This window comes from Desulfonatronum parangueonense, from assembly GCF_054656975.1.
Genome location: NZ_BAAHXH010000003.1, coordinates 3,361,921 through 3,384,147 on the forward strand (window position 1 = coordinate 3,361,921; position 22,227 = coordinate 3,384,147).

Here is a 22,227-nt window from a genome sequence, read left to right on the forward strand (position 1 = left end):
CGCCAAGACCTCTCTCCGAAAAACAGGAAAATGATCGAGTGAAGATGCAGGTCTGTTACCGAATGGCTGCATCAGTGCGTTTTCGAACATAGGTGTAAATCAGGGAGCGGAGCAACTCGTTGATGTACGCCCGTCCTTTTCCGATGAAGGCATCGCTGAATGTGACGCCGTTTGCTGGATCGTTTCGAAGACGGTCAATGAAGCGCAGATAATTGCCGCGGCGCGACTTGCCGAGAACAACGCTCCAGTTCGCGTTGGTCAGCCTGAATGTGCACAAAGGTTCGGATATAGCGTAGGCGTCGCCGTGTTCAAGCAGTCGCAACCAGTAGTTCAGGTCGATGATGTAGGGCAGGCCGGCATCGAAAAGGCCGGCCTTTCTGGCTGCTTCAGACCGGAAAAGCACGGCACCCGGTTCCCCGATTACGTTCATGCCATGGCGAACGTTTTTTTTGACCATTTCTCGACGGCCGACTTTTCCGGTCCGGGAAAATCTCGCTTTCATGACAAAAGCCCCGTTCGCATCAACCACGTCGCGGGAACAGTAGGTCAACGCAATCTGCGTGTTGTCCGGATCGTCCAAAACGTTAGCCTGACGCTCCAGACAGGTGGGGTAGAGTGTGTCGTCTCCCGGCAGAATCTTGATATATCTTCCTCTTGCCAACTCAAGGCATTTGTTCCAATTCCCCTCCGCGCCAATATTGCGCAGGTTTCTGTAACGGCGGATTCGCGGGTCGTCATGGGATGTGACAATCTCGTAAGTCTTATCCGTTGAGCAATCGTCAACGATGATCAGCTCGAAATCTTGGCGTGTCTGCGTCAGAACGGACCGGATGGTCTCGGATATGAAGCGTTCAGAATTGTACGCTGGAATGCAAATGGAAAGAGGAACGTCGTGGCTGCTCATAGGAATTATTATTTTGAATAGGGGCTCCCTGGCGGAAGCTGGATGCTCTCCACGGTGAGGATGAGACGACGTTGTCGCAAGCCGTTTAGAACAGAAAAAGTCACGATTCACATGCCTTGTGCCGAACTGAAAAAATGCTGAGGAAAAAACTGCTGAATACCAGATGAATCCCGATAACGATGAACGTCAGTGACGGAATCGTGATGCGCATGACTTGTTGGGGGGCAAGTGGGCCGAAAGAAGTATTTTTCCAAATCGCCAAGGCATACGCCGATCCTGCAAGTCCTGCCAGAATGATGGTCAGCCCGAGAACAAGACCACGCTCCAAGGTAAATAATTTGAGAAAGTTGTCGACCTTTTCGTCTCGGGGCAAGAACTCCATGGAAATACCAATAATTTTTGAAAAAACCGCAAAAGAAATGCTTTGCAGCCCAAGCATGATGAACAATGCTGCATACAGCATTGAGTGGATGTCCAATCCAAGGCCCCCGATCCGGACGGGGCCAAGAGCCAGTCCGAACATGCCGAGTGCGCCCAGCAAGAACATGCCGATCCCGGGATACAGGAACAACCAGCGAGGGCTGTAGATCAGGAGAAACCGAAGGTGCCTCCAGCCATCGCGCCAACTGCGCAAATGCGGGGGACGACTGCGGCCATCCGGAGAGAGCGTGGTGGGAACCTCCGCAATGCGCAGCTTGTTCAGGGTTGCCTTGACCACCATTTCACTGGCGAACTCCATGCCTGTTGTCCGCAGGTTCAGGTTTTGGATGGCTGTCTTGCGAAATCCGCGCAGTCCGCAATGAAAGTCGCCTATCGGACTCTTGAAGAACAGACGGCCAAGGCCGGTCAATACGGGATTTCCGAGGTATCGGTGCAGCAAGGGCATGGCCCTTGGCTTGATTCCACCGCGAAACCGGTTGCCCATGACCAATTCATTTCCTTCGCGGAGTTTCTGCAGAAAAGGCATTAATGCGGAAAAGTCGTAACTGTCATCCGAATCACCCATGATAACGAATTTGCCCCGTGCCGCATTGATCCCGCCCATCAAGGCGCTCCCGTAGCCCTGCTCAGCAATGTCAACAACACGCGCACCGTTGTCGCGGGCGATTTTCTGGGAACCGTCGCTGCTTCCATTGTCCGCGACGATTACCTCTCCGGCAACCGAATGTGCTTTCAGAAATTGCTGAGCTTTTTGAATACAAACAGCAAGCGTTTCCGCTTCATTGAGACATGGCATGATGATGGAAAGCTCGCACACGCCTGATTCCGGACACTTGACTTCGACATTCTCCTTTTGAAGCATCAGCTTGCTCCCCCTCGCTGTCAATCTATAACCTCTTCAATATAAATATCTTTTAAAACAACATCACCACATCCATGATAATAGACTCTTGGCTCGACCACCAGGAAACGATCTGCAAATATATGTAGTTTTTCCGTATTCTTGTTGTTTTGACATGGAATATCGGTTTTTTGCAGAATAGATCGTCCATCGTCACTTGAAACATCCAGCGACGCGACGACACAGCTATCGAAACAGTTTTCTGTCATGAAACCAAAGTTCACTTTGAAACTTCCAGGAAAAATGTAGATATAGTTTCCGAAAGCCATAAAGCCTGCAGGATCTGTATCTTGTGAGGCAACACGTATATTCAGACCATCAAGATGAAAATTTTTCCCAGTGAATGCAGGCATTGCGTGTAACCCGAGGTGCTGCTTCCATGGGGATCTTTCTGATCCATGATTTATATTTATGGTGCTCATTTTATCAATTTCTAATGATCTGATATATTTTTGAAATGAAAATCTACCAAGGGAAATCTTATCATGAATAAAAAGTCCCAATAATAGCATTGATGTTATTAAAAAGTAAGAGATTTGTTGGTACTTATTGCGAATTGCTATAACCATAATAGTTAAAGCAAGAGAAAAAACAACGAATAGATGGGTATATTTTGAATATTCACTGAGTGGATTCAAAAAGGAAGAATGTGGAAAAATAAAATCTTGCAATAACGGGAACATGCTGATTTCATGTCTTGGAAAAATGAATGATCGACCTATCAGGGGAAGATGATTCCACAACAGAAAGAAAATCATCACGGAAAAGAGACTCAGAAAAATAAACCATGAACGAGCCACAACACTAACCCTCTCAAGCATCACGGCACTACCAACAAAGAGTAGAGGCGTAACAGCGACAAGGTAGCGTCCGGGAACGCTGGAACCTCCTGTCCAGCCATAATATGTTGTAGACGTCAGCAGGCAGGCGAGAAACGTCGCACTAATCCCAAAACAAAAAAGACGATTTTTCTTGTCCACCCAAAACCAGACGACCATGGCCCCGAACAGCCAGAAAAAGACGGGTAGTAAAGATATGATGCCACGATCACTGGCAATCGCAGCCCATGCACCGAAGGGATAAGAAAGCAGGACGTCTCTTATCGGGTAGGAGCTTCCTCCTGAAAACATGGAGAGCTGGACGGCAAGATAAATTCCATATCCCGCCAGGCAACAAGCAGTAAAGGTTGACAGGCGGATCAACTTCGGGCGGAGTTTTTCGTTTCCAAGCAGGCCGAACAGCCCGTAAAGCCCAATCGCCATCAAGCTCATGGGAATGAAACGGGTTTGCGCAAAGGGGAGATATATGCAGCAGGCTGCCGCAACGAAGAGCGTCGTCCAAGGCCGATGATTCTGTGCAGCTATTGCCCAAAAAGCCCAAATGATCAGTGTTGCGCCCAGGACTTCTGGTAATGCTCGAAATGAGTACAAGATCCAATAGGTACTGGCTCCCAAAGAAAGAACAGCCAATGAGGAAGCGACTGTTCCGGCGCCCATTCGGCGGCAAAGCAAAAAAAGGCCCGCCAAGCCAGCCCCGGATATGATACCCAAAACAATATGCCTGCCACCAAGTCCCCACTTCCAGGATGGCGCCAATAGCAGTGACAGGCCAAAGGGATGCCAGCTATACCAAGCGTCGTCACGTGATTGCCAGGCGACGTGATAATAGCCTCGATCAATATGAGAAGGGTCCAAACCTAAAGAACTCATTAATTGATTTTTGATATCAAGGTTCCCATCTTCGTAAAGGCTTTGTGCCTGAATCAGATAGTGCCCTTCATCACCGATATGCTCGCCAACGGCTTTGGAAAACTGGTAGCCTCCGTGCGCATAGCCGATCAGGGCAATCAAGAAAATGCTCCATGCCCAAGGCCATGTCTTTTGATTGCTGACTGTCCCCGCATCAAGCAGCGGAGTGAGAAATGTTGCCAGGGAAAGGGAAAACGCTCCAAGCAGAATGAACAGCGGTACATTGGTGCTCAATACTGGTGGGATAAGATCGGCCGTGAAAAGCGGCACGCATGCGATTGGCAGCACACTCAGAGGGGTAAGGGCATCAATGGCCCGTCGAACCCGCGGGTGCTCCCACGATTGCGCTTTTTTCGCGGCCCAAAGGCAAAGGGTCACGGCCGCGCCTGCCAGGAGAAGAGCCAAAAACGCCAAAATCCAACGCAGATTCATAATCTGGTCTGATGGCCAAAGCGCGAAACTCAACCCCTCTGCTTTGAGACGAAAGGCGTACACCGGGGGATGCAGAAGGAAGTAAACGGTATAAAAGATACCGAGGGAGATGCCGACCAGCGCGGCAAAAAAATAACGAAATTCAACCAAAAATTTTTTCATCTCTCAAGCTTTGGCAAATAAATCCAGCGAACCTGCCGCAGACCGAAAAACTACGGCTTGCTTGGGTTACAGCTTCTCATGACTGAATGAGCCAAGTTTTGGTTGTCGAACCACTGCAGGACCTGAAGCACAAAATGTAGTTCATCACGCAATGATTCGATATTGCGATGCGGCGAAGGATTTTGTGCTTCTGCAGAATCAGGATGATTTCCATACAGTTTTTACTGAAATGACTCAAGCAGTTGCTTGTAGGAACAAAATGTATTCTGATGTCGATGCTGTGGAATCTAAAAGATACGGCACGCCGGATCTTCGTGCGCACTCGCCATCCCGGCCATCCCAGTCGCCGACAAAAGAGATTCCGCCGGATCAACACCGAGGAGTTCAGCGCAGACATTTAATCCTTTAGGATCCGGCTTAAGCGGTTCACTCCGCTCATCTTCGGCTTCCAGAAGCAAGAAAAACTCCAACTCCATGCATTGAACTTTTGCCTGTGACGGATAGTCGGAAAAAACAGTCGTTGCAACACGTTGATCGGCCAAGTGATTGAGAAACGATTCCAAACCGGAGAATTTACAGGATGGCAAATGACGTAAAGACCGTTGAAGCTCGACTTTTAAATGAGTGTAATGAGTGTAGACCTTTTTCAAGAGGGTAGGTAACTATTCAGCAGTTGAAGCAGGGATGGTCCGTGTTGCTTTGATTTTGCGGTCTCGCCTGTTTGACTGAGCCAGGATTCGTTCACCGAAACATTGCCGGACTCCTGGAGCACGAGTGTTGTTTATTCAAGCAATGGTTCGGTGTTACGAAGCCGGCGAAGGAGTTGGCGAGGCCGCAAAATCAAAGTAACACGGACCTCAACTGAGTAGTTGCGAGGATAGTTGATACGTTGCGCGACCATTGCATACTGTGCCTGAGCCAGATTGCTGGACTTCCATTGATGGCAAGTTTTCGCGCAGACGGCGAAAGGTGGCCAGAGTTTTGATGGTTCTCAAGCCGGTTAGTGGAGAATGGATAAAGTGAATTGCAAGCTCACGGCGCATTTTTCGACACATTGAGGCTGATCGTACAATGTGCCGTCCATGTCGAAGATGATGGCCTTCGGAAATACATTGCACAGGCATCATAGGTACAAATCAAAATACAATTCCAGAAAAAAATTATCTATTTCCTGGGCCAGGCGCTCCCCTTCAAGTTCCTTACGCTCGTCAAAGCGTTCAAGAAGCATGACGTGTTCTGATCCAGGAATACGATAGGCCGTATCCAGGATCGTTTCGTCCAGAATCGCCCAGTGCGCAGCCAGAAATTGGTCAGCGTTGAGTTTGCCTTTCAGCACTTCGATCACTTCGTACTCGTTAACCACCAAACCTCGTTGATACGGTGCGATATCCTTGGGGGCGGGCACGGCCGATGCCTGGCTGACACTTGCCCGGACCAGGACCCTGTTCGGAACGTCGCGCTGCGACAGCTTGGTCTCGACAAGCTGGTGATTCACTATGATTTCTTCCTTGCCCAACGATCTGTCATAGAAGGCAAAATTCTCCAGGCTGCCCTGCCAGTCAAAATTGCCGTTGCTGTTCCCCCCGAACAGAAATGCGGCGTCTCCCCAGCTATTGGGATCCAAGGCAACTGTTTCGGAAACCACGAGTTCACTATTTATAAATGCGTGCAATTTTCCAGCTGAATAAGACAGGGCGATGTGGGCAGGCTGTTCCGCATCAGCCGGTCCGAGATTGATCTCCATATCCCGGGATTGCATTTTCCAGGTTCCATGGCTGGAAGCTATGGTCAATTCAGGCCCGGTAGCTGTGATCACTGAAAAAAACCAGCTTTCGTCGAAAGGTTGCACCATTGATTGCGTGGCAACAAATTCCAATGCAAAAGAGTCCATGGGTGCATGCCTTGTCAAATGGCTGCCGGCCGTATCATCGATAAAAAAACCACCATCAAGAAGCATGGCATGATTCCGGTCGTACCGGGCAAGGTGACGTGGTTCGGGGCGAAAAATGAACTGCGACCTGCTTTGGGGGTCGACAACTTCATGCTTGCCTGCGGCGTTTTCCCAAATATACACAAGGCCTTCAGGATTCGCCGGCCATCTTGATGCAAAGGCGACAGGTTCTTTCGTTTGCTGAACTTCCTGGTCAGCCATCTTTTCGACAAGACCTCCTTGGACCCAGACATCTGGATAAAAGTCCGGAAGCTTGTCGTCCGTGACCATGACCCAGGCTTCGACTTCGGTCCGTTCCTGGTTGAGCCGCCCCAGGTAGACTTTAACCTCGTTCCCTCCTCCATGAATCTTGTTTGAACCTTCCCCAACTTTGTAGGGGCCGGTAACAGCGATAATCCGGGGGTGATTTGACCACCGTGGATGATAGACCTCGTATCCGTCCATGCCTGGGGCGCTGTTCACGTTCACGGTCCAATTCTCGTCCGTACCTACCCGAAACATGGACACGTTGCGATGTGGACCGTCAAAAATCCAAAAAAGATGGTCATTGTCCGGCGACATGGCCCCCCAGCACCCTTGGCCGAGGCGGTTCCAAAGTCCGGTCTCTCGATCGAGAATCCCCATATGGGGCCAGGGGAATGCCGTGCTGGCGTAGCGTCCGTCCATGGAAATCTGGAAGCTGTCTTCACTGACCTTGGTTTGGTTCCAAACCAACTCTTCGCGTGATCTGGTCCTCTTGGAATACTGCTGCGGTCTGCTCGCTCTCGCGGATCTGAATAAAGGATACCGCCACAATGATTCATAGGAAGCCAGCGTGCGATGTTTGTCCACCTGCTCCCTGGCCACATAAAGCCACTCGATTCCCGTTTCCGGATCAACCCACGAAGTCAACCCAAACCCTGGGCCCAGGTCTAAAAGCCTGGCCCCATCCCAGCGAAGGGCGTGGACGCGATGGTTGTCACGATCGGAGAAAACAATCCATTCACCGTTTGCCGTGAACATGGGCTTGGCCATGTTGCGCGGACCGTCCAGCAACACACGCTTGCCGCGGCCATCATCTGAGTCAAGGGCCATCATGCGCAACTCCGTGCCTTGCGCCAGGAAATCCGTACCTTGCCCCATGTCCTGAATCCAGACAAGTCGCGTCGGCCCGCCGGTCAATTCACGAACTTCACTTGCAAGGCCAAAGTCGGCTGCTCTTTGCTCTTCGGAACGAGGATCCTTCTCCTGGGAGCATCCGGTTAATACCATGAACAATACACAAAAAAAAGCCAGCCATATTCGAAAAATCATCATAAATAAGAAAACCTTTTTACAGCGTTACGGTTGAATCGGTACCATGCGCCAGCCGTCGCTATGAGTGAATTCTCTCGCCGTAAACACCCAGATGACCAGCTTCTTGCCCTGCCAGTAGTCGGGATCACGTTGAGCCCGTCGGAAAAGATTGATTCGGGCTGGTGTGGCGCCGGAGCCGCGTACGGCGATGAGATCCACGGGCATTCCCAGTTCCAGGGCCAGCTGATCGGCCAGTCCGGCACCCCGGGCATGCATGTCGCCGCCGGCTTGAAAGACCAGGTTGTGGCTGTCGCCAAGCAGGATGATTGGACTGGCCTGATCCGGTTCCATAGGCTCAAGGCTGGAAGCGGATTCATGACCAACGTGTCGCAGGGCCAGGGTTTCACGCTCCAGTCCAGGCTCGTTCAGGGCGCGCCAGAGATCTCCGCTGATCTGGACATCCTGCCACTGATGTTCAAACGACTGCTGGGCAAGCTCAGCAAACCAAGGCATTCCCTGGACAATATTGGAGATCTTTTGGGCTGTTTTGACGCAACCGAGTCCCGACCAATGGGTGTCCTGCCGACAATACAGAGGACCTTGCTCCTGAAAACGCTCAGCGAGAAATGTCTCGGTCAGATCCAGCACCTGAACATTGTTCTCGCGCAGCAGGGCGTAGAACTCCTGGTGAACCTTGTCCAGCCGCGGAGGCGAGGAGTCAAAGGAAATCGCATCGCTGAGCATGTCCGGATATATGATCGCCTTGGGCGGCACAGGGATCAACAGCAAATCCACTCCCTGGGCCTGAAGCTGGGAATGGAAATCCAGAATGGCCGGCAAGGGATCGGCAAAGTCGGGGTTGGTCGCACGACTGACCTGAGCTGCCTGTTCTCCCCAGAACGGGCCGGCGCCGATGTGCGCCAGTTCCTGGTCAAAAAACAGCCATCCATCCTTCCCCTGGATCGTCATGGTTTGTCGCTCTCTTGCCTCCTCAGCCAGACGATTTGCCTCGGAGAAGAAGGAATCAGCTAATTCATCCGCAGCGGCCTGGGTTGCCGGCATGACTGTCAACATGACCCAGATAATAAAACCACAAAGCCAGTTTGAAGAAACCGCGGTGGACCTGAGTTGCTGATCGCTGTTCCTTGACGTTGCGGTCACTTCGTCCTCAACAATCTTGTGGCCATCATTGATTAATTGAACATCATTTCTTTTCATGGCGCCATCTCTCCCCATGCCGGTTCAACCAGCTGTAATTCAAAATCATCCAGTTCGCTGCGATTGATCCCATCATAGATGTCCGCCACATCCATCCAGGACTTGAGCTGCAGGGTAACTTCATCCCCAGGCCTCAACCTTGCGGCGGACGTCAAGGTGTTATCCCGCATACCCCATGTATAGACAACGGCTTGCGGATCTTCAAGGAGCAGGCCGTCCTGCTCCAGATCGACAAGGTGCAGGCTCAAGATGTGGTCGGCGTAGGGCACACTTCCCGGTCTGGGAACCGGGGACGTGGCAGCGACAATGGCCCGGACCTGCACCGTCCGGCCCGGCGGCGGCTGAAAAAAACGATCCGGTAAGGGGTCGCCCAGTTTCAGATCAATCATTTTCCAATCACCTATTGCCAACTCACGGATCGCGAACTGATAAACAACCACCTTCTTTCCGGCTAATCGATCCCGGCCGCGAGCGAGTTCCCGGGAAAGGATCTCCCGGGTGGCGAAGGAACCATTGTCATTACGCGCTATGCGATCCACGGGACGATGCAAGGCCAGGCTGAGATGCTCGGCAAAACCGGAAGCCTCTCCCCAGCCCATGGGTTCCAGGGAAAAGATGTTGGTGAAGCTGTCACCCAGAAGAAGCAATTCCGCATCCGGGTCCGGCCGCCACAAATCACCTCTGGCATCCTGGATCTGCTTCAGCCGAACGGATTCCGGCGGAAACAGACGTTGATCATGGGGCAGATCCAGCATGGCCGCAATGTCGCCAATGTTGGCAAGCTCCATTTCCACAGCCGTGAAAGATGCCTGTTGTCCGCTGGGCGAAGCATCGTCGCCCAGGTTGCCTTGATGCAGAAAGTCAGCCAAATGCTGCGCGACCATCTGCATCGCTTCGGGTCGCCAGTGGGTGTCCGTGGCCAGAAACTGCGGCTGTCCTGTGACTGTTTTTTCTCGAATCAATAGGGGCGTGGGGTCGAAAACAGGAATTCCGGCATCTTTCAGATCACGGATGAAAACATCGAAGGATGAGTTGTTCAGGGGCTTGGTCCCGGCAATGCCGGCAGCAAACATTTCCGGGTGGATCATGGGCTTCACGGGGGTCGGCATGACCACCAGAGCAATGCCCCGGTCCTGCAACTGGCGGTGCAGGTCAACCAGCGCCTTGCGCGGATCGGGCTGAGGAGCGGGCTGCCACTCGTTGCCGACGCCAGATCGTCCCGCCAGTTGTCGTGGTTCCAGAAAACCGGGACCTGTCAGGTACTCAAGTCCCGGGCGATAGAACAGCCAGCCGTCCCGTCCGACATAGGCCTGTTCGTTGCCCACGCCAAGGCGGACCAATGTGCTTTGCATCCCTGGGCGAATTGTTTGACCCAGCAATGATTCATCTTCCAAATCATCCTCAAAGCGGCTCATCTCGCGCAGCAGCAGTCGATTGGCCTCCAGAACGCGAGAGAAAAACATGCCGTCTCCGTGGAGCAGAGTCTGAAAGACCATTGGAAAAACGGTGAATATTTCCAATGCCTGGGGCAGTAAAATAGGGCGCTCACCCAGGACATGGTCGCGCACTTCATGAAACTTTTGACTAAGCGGTACAAGTCCGATCAGCAGGAGCAGGACCCCGGACAGGATCCAGGCTGTGACCCGCGAGATATGGGTTACACCGACTTGCTCGTTTGCTGTCTGTTCGCGGGAGCGCTGAAGATCAAAATCGGCCATGGCTAGAAAATGAAATAGATGAAAGGATTGTAGGCCTGGGTGGCGAGGATTGCCACGGATAGAAGCAACAGTGCCAGGATCAGGGCCGCCTTGATCGGCGTGATGGTTCGCGTCCAGTCCCAGGTCTGGGGGCAGCACCAGGTCACAATAGCCGCCAGGAGAAACGTGCCGAGATAATACGGCTGGTAGATCAAGCCGTTCAAAAGTTCAGCCTCCGGCGGAGCGCCGGCCATGCCGAACATGGCGCCGAGGTAGGCCAGGGCCGCGGGCAGGTCGGCGGCCCGAAAAAAGACCCAGGTGATCAAGATCAGGATAAAGGTGATCCCAATTTGCGCCGCAACCGGGAGGCGGTAATAGAAACTGGTCTTGCCCCTGGTCCGCTCCAGGCCCAGCAGAACGCCGTGCAGACCGCCCCAGATGATGAAGTTCCAGGCGGCGCCGTGCCACAAACCGCCCAGGAGCATGACCAGCCCCAGGTTGATGGCCGTGCGCCGAGGACCTTTGCGGTTTCCGCCCAGGGGAATGTAGAGGTAGTCGCGCAGCCACGTGGACAGGGATATGTGCCAGCGTCGCCAAAACTCAGTGATGGATCTGGAAATGTATGGTGAGTCGAAATTCTTGGGAAAGACAAAGCCGAGCATCAATCCAAGTCCGATGGCCATGTCCGAGTAGGCGCTGAAGTCAAAGTATATTTGGAAGGCATAGGCTGCCGCGCCGTACCAGGCTTGCACGGTTGTGATGGCGGCAGCGTCGAAAATGGTATCCGCCACTTTTCCGCAAGGATTGGCCAGAAGGATTTTCTTGGCCAAACCAAGGCTGATGAAAGCTGTGCCCCGTGCGAATTTGACCAGGGTATGCGAGCGGTGCAGGAGTTGATCCGCCACCTCACGAAAGCGGATGATCGGTCCGGCCACCAATTGCGGGAACATGGAAACATAGCAGGCAAAATCGATAAAGTTGCGCAGGGGCTTGGCTTGACCACGGTAGATGTCAATGGAATAGCTCATGGACTGAAATGTATAGAAGCTGATTCCCAGGGGCAGAGTGATTCGCAGAGCCGTTTCCAGCTGCAGACCGTGCAATCCGAACCAGCCAAGCAGCAGGTCGTAGTTTTCCACGGCGAAATTGAAGTATTTGAAAAAACCCAGAAGGGAGAGGTTGGTGACAATGGAAATCGCCAGTGCGATTTTCTGTCCCCTCGTTCGTTCCCCTTTGGGGTCGAGTTCCTCAATGGGCCGGGAGTCACGGAAGAGGCCTCGTCGGGCAATCAGCAAGCCGCAGAAGTAGTCCACCACTGTCGAGGTCAACAGGATCAGCATGAACAGGGGATTCGCCCAGCCGTAAAACAGGTAGCTGAGCGCGGCCAGACTCAAATGCCTGCCGCGTTGCGGCATCAGATAGTAGACGGCGAGAGCCAGAGGCAGGAAATAAAAAAGGAAAATATGAGAACTGAAAACCATTGAGGAACTATGGGTACCTTGTTTACCGCAAGACTGAACTGAAGAGTAAATTAATACTTGGCAAGAATAAAAAGATCAATTTGAACGCTTGAAAGTGCAAAATCAAAGCGCCACTTGCGATCAAAGAAAAGCAGTGAAGGGGGGTATTCTGAAGGGGCCTGCGAAGCGGAGGCCATCAACAGAAAAAAAGGGGAGGAAATTATTGGAGTATGTCGTGAAGAAATATCTGATAATTCATTTTTGAGGACATTGGGATTTCAGATGTTTCGAGTTCAGCAGGGATATCGTAAACGCAGAGCTTAATGGTGTTGATTATAACGCCGGCTATACTGACCCCATGCGAGCTTGAAAAATATTGCGAGAAACAAGGCGATCCATTCCAGTCCTAAAGATCCCTGAGGGTTAACGGTACATCCCCCGCCTGAGCTTGGCTCATCTTTCAATGCCTCATGGAAGGTTTTGGCCATGAGTTCATGACCCAGGCTGTTTGGATGAAGTCCATCATCAAGCAGATAGCTGGGATCCCAGGCAAAAGCCTCTTCAAGATCAGCCAAGAGAACGCCTTCTTCGGCGGCCAAGGCGCGTATCCTGATGTTCAGGTCGCGGACGTAAGGCTCTTTCCAGGCGCGTCCGTGGAAAACCGGAGTCAAGGTGGCTACGACAGAAGTGGTTTTATTGGCTTTTGCGGCATGGATAATCTGGCGCAGACTTTCGACAATGGCATCATTTCTGCGTTCACCAATATCATTTACTCCATAAAGCGTAAGCAGGTATCCAGGTTTGTTGTTGTCCAGGAGTCGGTTCACTCTGATCGCGCCAAAGCTGCTCCTGGTACCTGATATTCCTTCATTGATGACCGTCTTTCCAAGAAGCGCCTGGAGCTGGGCCGGATAGGATTGCGAAAGGTCGAGCAGGCCGTATCCGTACGTAATGCTGTCGCCAAGGCAGAGATAAACGTCTGGATTGTTGTCGCCGAAGTCATGTTGCAGTCCAGGTAAAAAAGGACTTGTGGGAGCTTGCTCAGAAACCGGTGTGACATTGCTGGTGGGAACCTGGCCTTGATCCGCGGACGCATTGGGTATCAAGGAAAGAAAAAAAACGAAATAGAAGACCAGCACCATGGATTTAAGATGTGGCATGAAAGTACTCCGTAGGGCAAAAGTTGTTGCACGGATGATCTTTATGACCCACAGCTCTTTGTCCTGGTATGAAAGAATTGTCAATATAGAGGAGAAAGTCGCTATGCGCGTCTCAGCGTTTTGAGGAAACTGGAGTAGTACGTGAATTTCGGATTGGTGAATGACCGATGGTTGGAGTTTTCGTGCCGTTTGGAGAAAAACAAAAAAAGGCTCCAACTGTTGCAGTTGAAGCCTTTTGTTGATGATTTTGGTGCCGAAGGGGAGAGTCGAACTCCCACGGAGAAACCCCCACTAGACCCTGAACCTAGCGTGTCTACCAATTCCACCACTTCGGCACGAAGGAAAGCATTTACGCTGATTGATTTCCGTTGGCAAGGGTTTGGGCAAAAGTTTTTTTCAACATGGTTTCAAAGGCAGCAGGTCTGCTGCTCAATTGGGCAAGTTGTAATTACTCAGCGGCGTTCCGGATTGTCTGGATTTTGCGACATCGCAACTCCTGCGCCGGCTTCGGAGCATCGAAGCATTGCTTGTATAAACGTAACTATACTCTGTGGTCACTCGCCAGAGCTGGATTCCGGCTTTCACCGGAATGACGTATCATACCACGTACTTTCAAAGTTAAGTCATACCGGCAAAGGCCGGTATCCAGTCCAATTTTTCTCGAATGAGCTGGGTAGTTACGTATAAAATTCACTTTGCGCTTTGGGCGTCCGGCAATGGTTTGATGAACGATTCCTGGCTCAGTCAGGCAGGCGATGCGCAAAATCCAGACAATCCGGATCACTCCAGTCCTGGGCATGAAAGCGCTGCGTAGTTACCACAAGTTCCCGTACAGAGGCTGGTTTGGCGGTTTCAGGCGATGAGCTGCCATGCTGCGGAGACAGTCATCGTAATGATCGCCCGGTTGAAGGTCCCACCGCTTTCCAGTACACAACAGAGATTCGCCTCCTGCCGACTTGCCTCCCGGTTTTTCCTAGGTCGGCAAAGGCAAGACCTTTCTTTTTAGGAGCATCCCCTTCGCATGCAAGTTTTGCGTAGCCTTCAAGAGGCCTTGAATATCGTTTCGAAGTCCTGCGTCACCATCGGCAATTTTGACGGTGTCCACATGGGACATCAAAAACTGCTTTGCCGAACCAGACAGAAAGCCGCACTGAACGGTCTTTCCAGCGTAGCCGTGACCTTTGAGCCGCACCCGTTGCGGGTCCTTGTCGGGGCGCATACACCCCCGTTCATCACCCTGCCCCACCAAAAGCTGGAAGCCATCGCCACTCTGGGCATGGACTTCACCTTCTGCGTCGAGTTTACAAAAGAACTGGCAAGGCTGGAGCCCGAGGAATTCGTCCGCACCCACCTTATCCATGGACTGGGTATGCGAAATATGGTCATTGGCTACGACTACGCTTTCGGGCGCAACCGCAAGGGCGATTATGTCATGCTTTGCGAACTGGGTGAGCGTTACGGCTTTGACGTGGAACAAATCGGTCCTGTCCTGATTGATGACGCGGTGGTCAGTTCTTCACGGATCCGGGACATGGTCCAGGCCGGTCTGGTGTGGGAAGTGCGTCCTCTGCTGGGCAGATTTTATCGTGTTCAGGGCAAGGTTGTGACGGGACGCAACCGGGGAGGCAAGTTGCTGGGTTTTCCCACGGCCAATCTGCGGCTTCTGGACGAATTGTTCCCCAAGACAGGAGTATATGCGGTCTGGGCCGAATATCTCGGCCGCACCTATCCGGCGGTGGCCAATATCGGCTTCAACCCCACGTTCGGTAACGACGTGCTTTCCGTGGAAGCCCATATTCTGGACTTTGATCAAAACATATACGATCAGGAAGTCTGTATCCATTTCGTGCAACGACTGCGCAGCGAACAAAAATTCGAGAATCTGGAGGCCCTGGTTTCCCGCATCCAGGAAGACATCCTCTTGGCCCGCCGCATTCTCGGCTCTCCGGAAGCGCACCTGGTCGAAGCGCGGCACTGCGTTTAGCAGTCTCAGGCCATGGCGGAAGAAAAAACTTCATCATGCAAGTTTTCGCGTCAACGAGGCGACCAGAGGCAGCGATTCCCCTTGACCGTTGCCCAGCCCAAGGGCAGTCCACGCCAGTAGAGGCCGAACGGCCCGCTCTTTTTGCGTGATGGGATTTGTCCGGCTGAAAGATGCAGGCTCTGGCCTTGCAGTAGTCTGACCAGGTCATCGACATCATCGATGTTTATTCCGCGTTCCGGCGAGTATTCCGGAAGAAGCATGCGCAGCCGGGTGTTCAGACGCAGTGCCCCGCCCTGGAATCGGCCCAGCTCGAAACCTTGCCACCGGAGCGCATGCGGGAAGCCAGTTGTGCGCTGGGGCAAAAACATGATCCGGCCCTTGAAGTCGCGCACTTCGCCGGAGGGCAGATTTGCCCAGGCAATATCCTCCGTGTCGGCATACCTGTTCATATCCAGGGGCTTGCCGGGCAAATCGTCCCGGTCCGAAAGCATATCCGGAGGGTCGTCGCCCTTCTCCCGGATCAGGGCCGACAGAAAGAAGCCCTGCCCTTCTCCGGCCTCGGTACGGACCTGCATGCAGCCGCCGGCCAGATCGGACTTTGTGGAGGAATCGTCAAACCCCGGCAGAAAATGAAGGGGCGCGGGGTTCAGGTCGAGTTCGGCCAAGGCCCACTGGATCTGGTCCTGGTTTTCTTGGGGATTGGTCGTGCAGGTGGAGTACAGCAATCGACCGCCCGGAGCCAGCAGCAGGGAGGCCTTGCGCAGCAGTTCACGTTGCAGGGAGATGAGCGGCTTGAGCTTGTGCGGCGGCCACATTTCCAGAATCCGCGGGTTGCGCTCCACGGTTCCCCAGCCGCTGCAGGGGGGGTCGAGAAGAATATGGCTAAACATCCCTTCCGGCAGAGGCAGGTCCTGTCCTGGATAGCGGCAGGTGGTCACATGCGCCAGGTTCAAGGCCGCCAGATTGTGTCGCAGTGTCGCCAACCGCTGTTCGTTGGGCTCATTGGCCAAAACCAGGCCCTTTCGCCCCACAAGCTGGGCCAGCAAACCCGTTTTGCTGCCCGGACTGGAGCACATGTCCAGAACCATGGCTCCCGCGGGAGGGGCGAGCAGCAGAGGCGGGAGCATGGACGAACGGTCCTGGATGTAGATCAGGCCGAATGCCGCCGCGATGGACGAACCCAGAGGCCTGGGCTGTTTATGCACCTGATAGGCCAAGGCTGAGAACGGTTCGGGGGAAAAAGTATACCCCTGGGATCGGAGCAGATCTTCCACCAGGGAAACCTGTTCAGGCTGGCAGACGATTCGAAAGCTTCTCGGCATTCGCTTCATGCCCTTATACGTGAATTTGATGGGAGATTGTCGTCATTTTCGGACTTGCATCGTGGAGTTTTTGGTTTGCAGGCGGTGGGTTATTTGCTTTGGTGGGGGAAAGAGTTTAGTAAAGGCACTTGTCCCAAACCATGAAACGGTTGCGTGCGCCATTGTTCCATTCTGTTCCTTCCGCAAATTCTCAAAATACGTCCAGTCACACCATTCCGGCCGCCTTGTTCGCTGCCTTGTTTCAGGCGCTTGAGTCCTGTGATCCGCAACAACGGGCGACCATTCTCGATACGCTGGAACCCCGGCTTGGGTCTGTTCATGATGACTTGTCCGGCAAGGTTCGTGCCTTGCTAGCTCCCGAACTGGACAGCCAGGACAAAATTCAGGGCTTGTGGTTGCTGTATCTTTCCTTTGTAGCCTATCCCCAGGGTGATGTGCAAATCTGGATCGGACCGGACCTGTTCAGTGATGATACGGGAAGTCATCTTCGATTGATCCTGCAGGGCAGCGTCTCCGTGACACCCTCGGCAATAGTTGAAGATATGCAGCTATTGGCGCGAACCGTGAACGCGTCGGCCGATGTTGTCGTCAAAGAATCCCAACCTGGTCATCTCGCCGTGATTTTGTGCTGAACTGAAGATGTGATGACTGTCGGCAAGCCCACTGCGTCAGCAGATACAACTCCCGGTTTTTCTGTTTCAGCATTGGCTCAACTTCCTGCAAACGGCTGCCAATTGCTTACAGAGAGGTTCTGAAGAGTCGTTGCCTATGGTGAATAATTCGTTAATCCTCATTTCTTTCTCTCCCCGCCAATGAAAGGAGAATTTATGCGTCATTTGTTTCGCTTCATGATTGTTGCATTCATTTTTTTCAGCAGCGCGACATTTGCCTGGGCCCAGTCCGCCGCAGACACGGACGAAGGGCTCAAACGCTTCGCGGTGCTGCCGTTCGCGGTCCATGGACCGGATCAGTATGCCTATCTCGGTCAGGGCGTCCAAACCATGCTCACTTCGCGTTTGAAGTGGACTGATCGATTCGAGGATCTGGACAGGTCGGCCATTGCCCAGGTCGTGACCTCCATTCCGCGTTCGCAGGAAGAAGCCCTTTCGGCGATCACTGCATTGGAAGTGGACTATTTGATTTTCGGCAGCGTGACCATCCTGGGCGATCAAGCCAGCTTGGACGCTCACGTTGTGGATGCGCAGGGACGGGACGTTCCGCAATCGGCGCAGGTCAAATTGAATGATCTGATTCCGGCCCTGGAAGGCATGGCCAGAGAAATCAATGCCCAGGTATTTGGGAGGCCTCAGGCCCAGACTCCACAGCAGGCCCAGCCAGCCAGACCCGCGGGCCCAGTGCATCCCGACTTGATCTACAACGAATATGGACCGGAGAGGACTCCCTATCATCTCAATCCGGACATCATTTACTCCGGCGCCGCTGATTCCCCGGGGCGCTGGCGCAGCCAGGCCCTCCCGTTTGCTTCCCTCGGCATGGTGGTCGGCGACGCCGACGGCAATGGACGAAATGAGATTTTCATCCTCACGGACAACAAGGTTCTGGCTTATCATGTCGTCGACAACAGGCTGATGCCCCTGGGCGAATTTGCCGCGCCTCTTCGCCTGCAATGCTTGAACATCAACCTGATGGACATGAATGGCGACGGCTTTCAGGAAATTATTGTCTCCGCCATCATGGATGAAACACCCAGATCCTTTATTCTGAATTTCATTGACGGCAGATTTGTTCTGGCCGAAGACCGCATTCCTCTCTATATGAACGTGGTTCGCATTCCCCCGGAATACATGACCACGCTGATCGGGCAGCGCAAGGGGCGCGTACGGTTGTTCGACTCGGGAGTCCATGAGATTTTGCGCATGAACGGCAAGCTCGACCTGGGGCGGGCCCTGAATCTGCCGCAGGGGACCAACGTCTTCAATTTTGCCTTCCTGCCCCAGGACGATGATTTCAAGATCGTCGTTGCCGACAACAGGGACAAATTACGCGTCTTTTCATCCGGCAACACCTTTCAGTCCGTTACCGAGGAATCCTACGCCGGATCTTCCCTGGGGCTGGAAGTGGACGAGTCTTTTCCTGGCATTCGGCAGGATCTGGATGGGGACATGACGAGCTACTACTATATTCCGTCGCGTCTGGTACCGGTCAGACTGGGACAGGGCGCTTCCTGGAACCTGCTCGTGAACCGGAATATTTCCCTTTCGGCCCAATTTTTCGCTCGGTATCGGTATTTCCCGCAGGGCGAAATTCATGCCTTGTTCTGGGACGGCATCAACCTGAACATCAATTGGAAGACCCGTCGCATCCGTGGAACCGTGGTGGATTACGGGCTGGCAGATGTGATGAATGACGGCAGGACGGAACTGTACGTACTTGTGAACACCCACCCCGGAGCCACCGGTTTCACCCAGCGCCGTACAGTGCTGCTTTCCTATACTCTGGATATGGATACGGAAATGGAAGAGGGAGCCACGCTGGACATGGGGTTGAACTAGGGGGAGCCATCATCACGGAAGGGCATTGCAACTCCATGTCCGCGGTTCAATTCTGGAAGGTGAGCAGGGCCGAGGCGGGACAGAAACTGCTCCAGTTCTTGCGCCGACGCCTGGACCAAGCCGTTCCCCCTTCGGCGTTGCAACGTTGGATCCGCACCGGCCAGGTGCGTGTCGACGGGTCCCGGGCCAAGCCCGGGACCCGTCTTGATGAAGGGCAGGCGATTCGCGTTCCCCCCTATTCCGCTGAACAAGCGGTGCGGTCAGATACGCCGGTGGTGAGTGCGCCAGCCAAACTCAAGCCGGATGCCGTCTACGAAGACCATGACCTGCTTGTATTGGCCAAGCCGCGGGGCTTGCCCGTCCATGCCGGCACCGGGCACAAAGACTCCGTTGTTGCCGGATTAGCGGCCAAATTTGCCCACAGTTCATGGAAGCCGACCCTGGTCCATCGTTTGGACCGTGATACTTCCGGCCTGCTGATTGTCGCCAAGACCTACTCCTGCCTGCGCATGCTGCACGATCACTGGCGCGCGGGGCGCGTCAGCAAATCGTATCTGGCATGGGTTCACGGGGCGCCTCACTGGCCGGCGCCGACTCTTCTCGACGATGCGGCAAGAAAAGTTCCAAGCGACGTTGGGGAGCGAATGGTTGTCGGCGACGGCAAACCCTGTCGTTCCCTGGTTCGCACCATCCATCACTCCGATTCCGGCAGCCTGGTGCTGATTGCACCGATTACCGGACGGACCCACCAAATCCGAATCCAACTCTCCAGCCGTGGTCATCCCTTGATCGGCGACCGTAAATACGGTGGTCCATCCTGCCCGTCAGGCATGCTGCTGCACGCCTGGCACATCTGCTGGCCTGGCCGGGAGTTTCAGCTTTTGCCGGACTGGCAGGGACCCTGGGCAATTACGCGGGTTGTTTCCGAGTCCGTGTTGCTGCAACGAACCAGGGAGTTTGTCGCGATGCCGGGTCGGGGGGATTTGGGTTGCGGGACCACTGGGGTCTGACGGGATTTGTAAATATTCAGCTCATCCGGGGGATGGTCATTCAGCTGCACCGGATTCCGGCTTTCGCCGGAATGCCTTATCGAAGCAAGCCGTATTTACACCAGTCATACCGGCGAATGCCGGTATCCAGATCTTTTTCGCGGATTTGCTGAATAAATACCGGGATTTTAAAAAGTCCGAGCCGCGATCCATCCCCCGGAGATGAAGGCTGCCAGGGAACTGCCCAGGTTGACCAGAGCGACCACAAGCAGGATGCGACAGAGGGGGTTGGTCCAAAAGCCCTTCAAGGTCGTGATGGCTTGGGGGAGATCTTCCAGGTCGGCCACGGTGGGGCGGCGGATTACGGCCTGGACGAACCCGGCCACGAATCCGGCGGCGATCATCGGATTGAGGCTGGTGAACGGCGAGGCGACCATGGCCGTGAGAATCGTCAATGGATGAGCCCAGGCCAGTACGGCGCCCAGTCCGGCCAGGACGCTGTTCAGGCCGATCCAGATGAATGCTGATTCCACGGCGTGGCTCTGGCCTTCCTTGAAAAAACCCCACGCGATCAGGGCCAGAATGGCAATGGGAATGCCCCATTTCAGGAATGTGGAGGTGTTGGTCTTGGGCGGTAGAACCGTCAGGGGCTTCAGGTCCATGTCCTGGTGAATGTGGGCCTCAATGCCGCCGACATGGCCGGCACCGACCACGGCGACGATGGTTTTTCCCGGCGCCTGGCGAATTTTCTGGGCCAGATAGATGTCGCGCTCATCGATCAAGCGCCGTTTGACCTGGGGAAACTCATCCGCGAAAGCCTCCATCAGAATTTCCAGCTGGTCTTTCCTTTTCAGCGTTTCAACGACCTGATCGTCGATTTTGGCGGAAAACAACAGTCCCATCAGCAATTGGCCGACCATCTTGAATTTTTCCAAAAATCCCAGATGCCGCCACGTTCGCTTCAAGGTAATTTCCACTTCCCGGTCCGCGAGAACCAGTTGCGCCCCTGTCTCCTTGGCCAGGCGGATCCCCTCGGCCATGTCCGCTCCCGGCTGGATGCCGAGCTGGTCGCCCAGTTTGCGGTAGAATGAGGAAAGTATCAGCTGGGCCAGAAGAAAAGGGGTCTTGCGTTCGCGAATCACGCGCATGATGTCCATCTTGCGCCATCCGTCCCGGTCAACGATGGCCCGGTGGCGGGACGCGCACAGTTCAACGCAGATGGTATCCGGGTGGACGGCTTCGACGGTCAGGCGGACATCCTGCACGCTTTGCTTGGAAACATGGGCCGTCCCCACAAGATACACGTCTCGATCATCAACGCGGACAAGTTTTACGGAGGATGGCAATTCAGGGGTCTCGGTGGGAGGAATTTGTGCTTGGTTCATTGTGCGGAAAATGGAGATGGGATCTGCCGGAAAAAGTTTGGAGAAAAGTGATAGTTCCTTGCAGCGCAACTGCTCGCCAAGGTCTGGCACGGACCACGTGTTACTCTGGAGCTGGATTCCCGCAGAGCACGGAAATGACTTCAGTGAGAACGAATTTGAGTCACGTCATGCCCGCGGAGGCGGGCATCCAGCCATGCTTGCCAGATTTTATTGAACAGTTACTTGCATAAACTTGCATATAATAACTGGTATGGACGCTGAACAGCGATCCAGCGGCCCCGATCGACTGGCTGTAATCCGCCAATCTACACCGGGCGGCAAAGGAGAGCAAGCTGCTGAGGTAGTTGAACGTCATGTGTGACCCGCCGTAACAGGCATGGCTTAAAAATCCGAATATCATCGCCTTGACTTTTTTCCGGAGATTGACCAAACACAAGCGCATGTGAACTTTATCGCAAAGGAGCGCACTCATGGGCATTACTGAAATCATCCCCACCCTGATCAGCAACGCAGCCAAGGAAGCCTCTCTGACCAGCGTCATCGGCGTCGGTTTCATTTTCACCTACCTGACCGTTATCGTCGTCACTGCGCTGGTTCGCATCAAGCAGGGCAAGCACATGGATCATTGATCCATCCCGACAACGTCCTGACTGTGCTGATCAGGACGTGATCTTCATCAAAGCCG

General features: G+C 53.6%; 16 protein-coding genes and 1 tRNA gene. 5 read left to right on the forward strand and 12 right to left on the reverse strand.

Going from position 1 to position 22,227, the window contains the following annotated elements:
- Positions 1–55 precede the first annotated feature (55 nt).
- The 10 genes from ACYQ15_RS15150 to ACYQ15_RS15195 form a co-directional block, all read right to left on the reverse strand.
- Positions 56–904, reverse strand: a complete 849-nt coding sequence (locus ACYQ15_RS15150; RefSeq protein ID WP_459938342.1) for a glycosyltransferase family 2 protein — start codon at positions 902–904, stop codon at positions 56–58.
- 100 nt (positions 905–1,004) lie between these two features.
- Positions 1,005–2,207 (reverse strand): glycosyltransferase family 2 protein, encoded by a 1,203-nt coding sequence (locus tag ACYQ15_RS15155; protein WP_459938343.1) that lies wholly within the window; start codon positions 2,205–2,207, stop codon positions 1,005–1,007.
- A 20-nt stretch (positions 2,208–2,227) separates the two neighbouring features.
- Positions 2,228–4,588 carry a hypothetical protein gene (locus ACYQ15_RS15160; protein ID WP_459938344.1) on the reverse strand — a complete coding sequence of 787 codons (2,361 nt, stop codon included), beginning with the start codon at positions 4,586–4,588 and terminating at the stop codon, positions 2,228–2,230.
- A gap of 287 nt (positions 4,589–4,875) precedes the next feature.
- Entirely contained in the window at positions 4,876–5,238 is a 363-nt protein-coding gene (locus ACYQ15_RS15165; protein WP_459938345.1) for a hypothetical protein, read from the reverse strand.
- Between the two features lie 473 nt (positions 5,239–5,711).
- Complete coding sequence (locus ACYQ15_RS15170) at positions 5,712–7,790, reverse strand: LamG-like jellyroll fold domain-containing protein (protein WP_459938346.1); 2,079 nt, start codon at positions 7,788–7,790, stop codon at positions 5,712–5,714.
- A gap of 69 nt (positions 7,791–7,859) precedes the next feature.
- Positions 7,860–9,032 (reverse strand): alginate O-acetyltransferase AlgX-related protein, encoded by a 1,173-nt coding sequence (locus tag ACYQ15_RS15175; RefSeq protein WP_459938347.1) that lies wholly within the window; start codon positions 9,030–9,032, stop codon positions 7,860–7,862.
- A complete protein-coding gene (locus tag ACYQ15_RS15180; RefSeq protein WP_459938348.1) occupies positions 9,029–10,750 on the reverse strand; it encodes an alginate O-acetyltransferase AlgX-related protein in 1,722 nt (573 codons plus the stop codon). The genes ACYQ15_RS15175 and ACYQ15_RS15180 overlap by 4 nt, the downstream gene beginning before the upstream one ends.
- Positions 10,751–10,752: 2 nt before the next feature.
- A complete protein-coding gene (locus ACYQ15_RS15185; protein ID WP_459938349.1) occupies positions 10,753–12,210 on the reverse strand; it encodes an MBOAT family O-acyltransferase in 1,458 nt (485 codons plus the stop codon).
- Between the two features lie 299 nt (positions 12,211–12,509).
- Positions 12,510–13,331, reverse strand: a complete 822-nt coding sequence (locus ACYQ15_RS15190) for an SGNH/GDSL hydrolase family protein (protein WP_459938350.1) — start codon at positions 13,329–13,331, stop codon at positions 12,510–12,512.
- Positions 13,332–13,597: 266 nt separating this feature from the next.
- Positions 13,598–13,684: transfer RNA gene (locus tag ACYQ15_RS15195), tRNA-Leu, on the reverse strand.
- A 686-nt stretch (positions 13,685–14,370) separates the two neighbouring features.
- On the opposite strand from ACYQ15_RS15195, the gene ACYQ15_RS15200 reads away from it, so the two are divergent.
- The gene (locus ACYQ15_RS15200; RefSeq protein WP_459938351.1) at positions 14,371–15,333 is read left to right on the forward strand and encodes a bifunctional riboflavin kinase/FAD synthetase; all 963 of its coding nucleotides are present in this window, start codon (positions 14,371–14,373) and stop codon (positions 15,331–15,333) included.
- Positions 15,334–15,383: 50 nt separating this feature from the next.
- Here ACYQ15_RS15200 and ACYQ15_RS15205 read toward each other — a convergent pair whose 3' ends face one another.
- Positions 15,384–16,655 (reverse strand): RsmB/NOP family class I SAM-dependent RNA methyltransferase, encoded by a 1,272-nt coding sequence (locus ACYQ15_RS15205; RefSeq protein ID WP_459938352.1) that lies wholly within the window; start codon positions 16,653–16,655, stop codon positions 15,384–15,386.
- 140 nt (positions 16,656–16,795) lie between these two features.
- Between ACYQ15_RS15205 and ACYQ15_RS15210 the strand changes: the two genes are divergently transcribed.
- The 3 genes from ACYQ15_RS15210 (at position 16,796) to ACYQ15_RS15220 (ending at position 20,178) form a co-directional block, all read left to right on the forward strand.
- Positions 16,796–17,287, forward strand: a complete 492-nt coding sequence (locus ACYQ15_RS15210) for a hypothetical protein (RefSeq protein WP_459938353.1) — start codon at positions 16,796–16,798, stop codon at positions 17,285–17,287.
- A 195-nt stretch (positions 17,288–17,482) separates the two neighbouring features.
- Entirely contained in the window at positions 17,483–19,168 is a 1,686-nt protein-coding gene (locus ACYQ15_RS15215; RefSeq protein WP_459938354.1) for an FG-GAP repeat domain-containing protein, read from the forward strand.
- 35 nt (positions 19,169–19,203) lie between these two features.
- Complete coding sequence (locus ACYQ15_RS15220) at positions 19,204–20,178, forward strand: RluA family pseudouridine synthase (RefSeq protein ID WP_459938355.1); 975 nt, start codon at positions 19,204–19,206, stop codon at positions 20,176–20,178.
- 167 nt (positions 20,179–20,345) lie between these two features.
- Here ACYQ15_RS15220 and ACYQ15_RS15225 read toward each other — a convergent pair whose 3' ends face one another.
- The gene (locus ACYQ15_RS15225) at positions 20,346–21,503 is read right to left on the reverse strand and encodes a TraB/GumN family protein (RefSeq protein WP_459938356.1); all 1,158 of its coding nucleotides are present in this window, start codon (positions 21,501–21,503) and stop codon (positions 20,346–20,348) included.
- 509 nt (positions 21,504–22,012) lie between these two features.
- On the opposite strand from ACYQ15_RS15225, the gene ACYQ15_RS15230 reads away from it, so the two are divergent.
- Positions 22,013–22,171, forward strand: a complete 159-nt coding sequence (locus ACYQ15_RS15230; RefSeq protein ID WP_459938357.1) for a hypothetical protein — start codon at positions 22,013–22,015, stop codon at positions 22,169–22,171.
- The last annotated feature ends 56 nt before the right edge of the window (positions 22,172–22,227 follow it).

What these genes read in the sequence shown, in the direction of transcription:
- ACYQ15_RS15175 (WP_459938347.1), bottom strand. Translation starts at nt 9,032, where the DNA reads ATGAAAAGAAATGATGTTCAATTAATCAATGATGGCCACAAGATTGTT.
- ACYQ15_RS15150 (WP_459938342.1), bottom strand. Translation starts at nt 904, where the DNA reads ATGAGCAGCCACGACGTTCCTCTTTCCATTTGCATTCCAGCGTACAAT.
- ACYQ15_RS15180 (WP_459938348.1), bottom strand. Translation starts at nt 10,750, where the DNA reads ATGGCCGATTTTGATCTTCAGCGCTCCCGCGAACAGACAGCAAACGAG.
- ACYQ15_RS15160 (WP_459938344.1), bottom strand. Translation starts at nt 4,588, where the DNA reads ATGAAAAAATTTTTGGTTGAATTTCGTTATTTTTTTGCCGCGCTGGTC.
- ACYQ15_RS15220 (WP_459938355.1), top strand. Translation starts at nt 19,204, where the DNA reads ATGTCCGCGGTTCAATTCTGGAAGGTGAGCAGGGCCGAGGCGGGACAG.
- ACYQ15_RS15205 (WP_459938352.1), bottom strand. Translation starts at nt 16,655, where the DNA reads ATGCCGAGAAGCTTTCGAATCGTCTGCCAGCCTGAACAGGTTTCCCTG.
- ACYQ15_RS15210 (WP_459938353.1), top strand. Translation starts at nt 16,796, where the DNA reads ATGAAACGGTTGCGTGCGCCATTGTTCCATTCTGTTCCTTCCGCAAAT.
- ACYQ15_RS15200 (WP_459938351.1), top strand. Translation starts at nt 14,371, where the DNA reads ATGCAAGTTTTGCGTAGCCTTCAAGAGGCCTTGAATATCGTTTCGAAG.
- ACYQ15_RS15230 (WP_459938357.1), top strand. Translation starts at nt 22,013, where the DNA reads ATGGGCATTACTGAAATCATCCCCACCCTGATCAGCAACGCAGCCAAG.
- ACYQ15_RS15155 (WP_459938343.1), bottom strand. Translation starts at nt 2,207, where the DNA reads ATGCTTCAAAAGGAGAATGTCGAAGTCAAGTGTCCGGAATCAGGCGTG.
- ACYQ15_RS15185 (WP_459938349.1), bottom strand. Translation starts at nt 12,210, where the DNA reads ATGGTTTTCAGTTCTCATATTTTCCTTTTTTATTTCCTGCCTCTGGCT.
- ACYQ15_RS15190 (WP_459938350.1), bottom strand. Translation starts at nt 13,331, where the DNA reads ATGGTGCTGGTCTTCTATTTCGTTTTTTTTCTTTCCTTGATACCCAAT.
- ACYQ15_RS15215 (WP_459938354.1), top strand. Translation starts at nt 17,483, where the DNA reads ATGCGTCATTTGTTTCGCTTCATGATTGTTGCATTCATTTTTTTCAGC.
- ACYQ15_RS15170 (WP_459938346.1), bottom strand. Translation starts at nt 7,790, where the DNA reads ATGGTATTAACCGGATGCTCCCAGGAGAAGGATCCTCGTTCCGAAGAG.